Genomic DNA, 3,526 nt, shown 5'->3' on the forward strand with positions numbered 1-3,526 from the left:
GCCAAGGGCCACGCCCCGGCACCGGCCCCCGCCGACGACCACGACGCCCTGCTGCGCCGCCTGCGCGAGCTGGGGGAACTGCACAAGGCCGGCATCCTCACGGACGAGGAGTTCACCACGGCCAAGCAGGCGGTCCTGCGCCGCATGTAGGCCACCCGACCCCACTTTCCGGCGCGCACCTGCCCGATTCCGGGCAGGATTCTTGCGAAAGCAGGCAAGATCCCTCAGGATCAGCAGACATGCACGACGACCTGGTGGACCACCTCACCCGCAGCACCCCGCTCCAGCGGGGCGAAGCGCTGCGGGTCATCCAGGACGTGCTCGCCTACTTCGACGAGACGACCGAAGCGTTCGTCCGTCGCCGCCACCGCGAACTGCAGGGTCAGGGTCTGCTGAACGCGGCGATCTTCGAACAGATCTCGGCGGAGCTCGCATACCGCGCGGTGGCGCCGCCGGAGCTGACCCTCCGGCAGCTGCGCCGCATCATCTACGGCTAGGACACCCTCTATGTGTGGAATCGTCGGTTATATCGGCAAGCGTGACGTTGCCCCGCTGCTCCTCGAAGGCCTCCAGCGCCTGGAGTACCGCGGCTACGACTCGGCGGGCATCGCCGTCAACAGCCCCAAGGCCCCGGGCCTGAAGACGGTCAAGGCCAAGGGCCGCGTCCGCGACCTGGAGGCCAGGGTCCCCGCCCGCTTCAAGGGCACCACCGGCATCGCCCACACCCGCTGGGCCACCCACGGCGCCCCCTCCGACGAGAACGCCCACCCGCACCTCTCGCAGGACGAGAAGGTCGCCGTCGTCCACAACGGCATCATCGACAACGCCTCGGAGCTGCGCGCCAAGCTCGTCGTCGACGGCGTCGAGTTCCTCTCCGAGACGGACACCGAGGTCCTCACCCACCTCATCGCCCGCTGCCAGGCGGACACCCTCGAGGAGAAGGTCCGCGAGGCGCTGCGCCACATCGAGGGCACGTACGGCATCGCCGTCCTGCACGCCGACTTCCACGACCGCATCGTCGTCGCCCGCAACGGCTCGCCGGTCGTCCTCGGCATCGGCGAGAAGGAGATGTTCGTCGCCTCGGACGTCGCCGCGCTCGTCTCCCACACCCGCCAGGTCGTCACCCTCGACGACGGCGAGATGGCCACCATCAAGGCCGACGACTACCGCACGTACACCACCGAGGGCTCGCGCACGACCGCCTCGCCGACCACCGTGGAGTGGGAGGCCGAGTCGTACGACATGGGCGGCCACGACACGTACATGCACAAGGAGATCTTCGAGCAGCCCGACGCGGTCGACCGCGTCCTGCGCGGCCGCATCGACGACCGCTTCTCCACCGTGCACCTCGGCGGCCTGAACCTGGACGCGCACGACGCCCGCAAGGTGCGCCGCGTCAAGATCCTCGGCTGCGGCACCTCGTACCACGCGGGCATGATCGGCGCCCAGATGATCGAGGAGCTGGCCCGCATCCCCGCCGACGCGGAGCCCGCGAGCGAGTTCCGCTACCGCAACGCGGTCGTGGACCCCGACACCCTCTACATCGCGGTCTCCCAGTCCGGTGAGACGTACGACGTACTCGCCGCCGTCCAGGAGCTGAAGCGCAAGGGTGCCCGCGTCCTCGGCGTCGTGAACGTCGTCGGCTCCGCGATCGCCCGCGAGGCGGACGCGGGCGTGTACGTCCACGCGGGCCCGGAGGTCTGCGTCGTCTCCACCAAGTGCTTCACCAACACCACCGTGGCCTTCGCCCTGCTCGCCCTGCACCTCGGCCGCATCCGCGACCTGTCGGTCTCCGACGGCAAGCGGATCATCGAGGGCCTGCGGAAGCTGCCCGGCCAGATCTCGGAGATCCTCAAGCAGGAGGACGAGATCAAGAAGATCGCCAAGAGCTACGCGGACGCCCGCTCGATGCTCTTCATCGGGCGCGTACGCGGCTACCCCGTCGCCCGCGAGGCCTCCCTGAAGCTCAAGGAGGTCTCGTACATCCACGCCGAGGCCTACCCCGCCTCCGAGCTGAAGCACGGCCCGCTCGCCCTCATCGAGCCCGCCCTGCCGACCGTCGCGATCGTCCCGGACGACGACCTCCTGGAGAAGAACCGCGCCGCGCTCGAGGAGATCAAGGCCCGCAGCGGCAAGATCCTCGCGGTCGCGCACCAGGAGCAGGAGAAGGCCGACCAGACGATCCTCGTCCCGAAGAACGAGAACGAGCTGGACCCGATCCTGATGGGCATCCCGCTCCAACTCCTCGCCTACCACACGGCGTTGGCGCTCGGCCGGGACATCGACAAGCCGCGCAACCTGGCGAAGTCCGTCACCGTCGAGTAGTCCACCGGGTCACCGGGTCACCGGGTCAGAACATGCGAACGGCTCCCCGCGCGTGCCACCAGCGCACGGGGAGCCGTTCCCTCAAGGGCCGGGGTCGCCCATTACCCCGACCCGCGCCCGCTGCGGCCGGCGGCCGTCACCCCCCGGCCGGCAGGGCGACGTGCCGACGGCCTGTATGTACCCTTCGCAGCGCCACGGGGCACCTCTACGCACGAGTAGATTCGTCTGCCGGGATTACGGGATGACGCTTACGGGATGACGATGACGGGCCGCTGCGCCCGCCGCGCGAGCCGCCCCGCCACGGAGCCGAAGATGCGGCCGACGATGCCGTGCGTGGAGCCGACGACGATCGCGTCCGCGCTGTACTCCCGGCCGACCTCCTCCAGCTCGTGGCAGATGTCGCCGCCGCGCTCGACGAGGATCCAGGGCACCTCGGCCAGATAGTCCGCACAGGCCAGTTCGAGCCCCAGCACCTCGGTGCGGTGGTCCGGCACGTCGACGAAGACCGGCGGCTCGCAGCCCGCCCAGACGGTGGTGGGCAGCCGGTTGGCGACATGCACGATGATCAGGCCGGAGCCCGACCGGTGGGCCATGCCGATGGCATATGCGAGAGCCCGCTCACTGGAGGTCGAGCCGTCGAAGCCGACGACGACACCGTGCCGGAAGGCGGGATCGCAAGAATGACGTGGTTCTTCCGCCGCTCGGGGGGTCGCTGACGGATCGGCGACCTGCCGCTTGCGGTCCGCGGGTTCGGAGTATTCGTGACCGGCCATGGGTGTCTCGGCGAAGGAGTCCTCTGTGGGAGGGTCTGCTTGTTCAGACGCTGCGAAAGCTCAGGACCTGGAAGGTCGTCGGTTCGGACCCGGAAGGTCGTCCGGGAATCATCTTCCCAACCCCATACCCCCAAGGGTACGGCGACACTCCTCTCCTGCCCAGAGCCTGCGCAGAGCCCGCAGGGGCCCGCGCCGGGCCGCGCACAGGGCCCCCCGGCGTTCACCGGAGCATGCATGAGCCTCGCCCGTATGGCAATGGTTGCTGCCTCCTACAGGTGGTTTGCGCACCCGTCCGGGACCTGTCCGGGACCCGTACGGCGCCCACCCGGCGGCACGCCAGTGACCGGCCGCCCGACCGCGCGTTGAACCCCCGTACGCCACCGCCACAGGGAGCACGCCGTGCCAGGAACCCCGACCGCGTCCCCACC

At 69.8% G+C, this 3,526-nt stretch carries 4 protein-coding genes; 3 read left to right on the forward strand and 1 reads right to left on the reverse strand.

The genetic code is table 11. The features are described 5' to 3' along the window. From GKQ77_RS29970 to glmS, 3 genes are all read left to right on the forward strand, one after another. A partial coding sequence (locus GKQ77_RS29970) for an SHOCT domain-containing protein (RefSeq protein ID WP_219692262.1) occupies positions 1-150 on the forward strand: 150 nt, incomplete at its 5' end. Between the two features lie 89 nt (positions 151-239). Beyond that, positions 240-497, forward strand: coding sequence for a hypothetical protein (locus GKQ77_RS29975; RefSeq protein ID WP_219692259.1), 258 nt, complete (start codon positions 240-242; stop codon positions 495-497). Positions 498-507: 10 nt separating this feature from the next. Continuing rightward, positions 508-2,325, forward strand: a complete 1,818-nt coding sequence (gene glmS, locus GKQ77_RS29980) for a glutamine--fructose-6-phosphate transaminase (isomerizing) (RefSeq protein WP_219692260.1) — start codon at positions 508-510, stop codon at positions 2,323-2,325. 248 nt (positions 2,326-2,573) lie between these two features. On the opposite strand, the gene GKQ77_RS29985 is transcribed toward glmS, so the two are convergent. After that, positions 2,574-3,098 (reverse strand): universal stress protein, encoded by a 525-nt coding sequence (locus tag GKQ77_RS29985; RefSeq protein WP_219692261.1) that lies wholly within the window; start codon positions 3,096-3,098, stop codon positions 2,574-2,576. Positions 3,099-3,526: the final 428 nt, after the last annotated feature.

This window comes from Streptomyces anatolicus, assembly GCF_019400875.1.
GTDB classification, from domain to species: Bacteria; Actinomycetota; Actinomycetes; order Streptomycetales; family Streptomycetaceae; genus Streptomyces; species Streptomyces anatolicus.

What these genes read in the sequence shown, in the direction of transcription:
- GKQ77_RS29975 (WP_219692259.1), top strand. Translation starts at nt 240, where the DNA reads ATGCACGACGACCTGGTGGACCACCTCACCCGCAGCACCCCGCTCCAG.
- glmS (WP_219692260.1), top strand. Translation starts at nt 508, where the DNA reads ATGTGTGGAATCGTCGGTTATATCGGCAAGCGTGACGTTGCCCCGCTG.
- GKQ77_RS29985 (WP_219692261.1), bottom strand. Translation starts at nt 3,098, where the DNA reads ATGGCCGGTCACGAATACTCCGAACCCGCGGACCGCAAGCGGCAGGTC.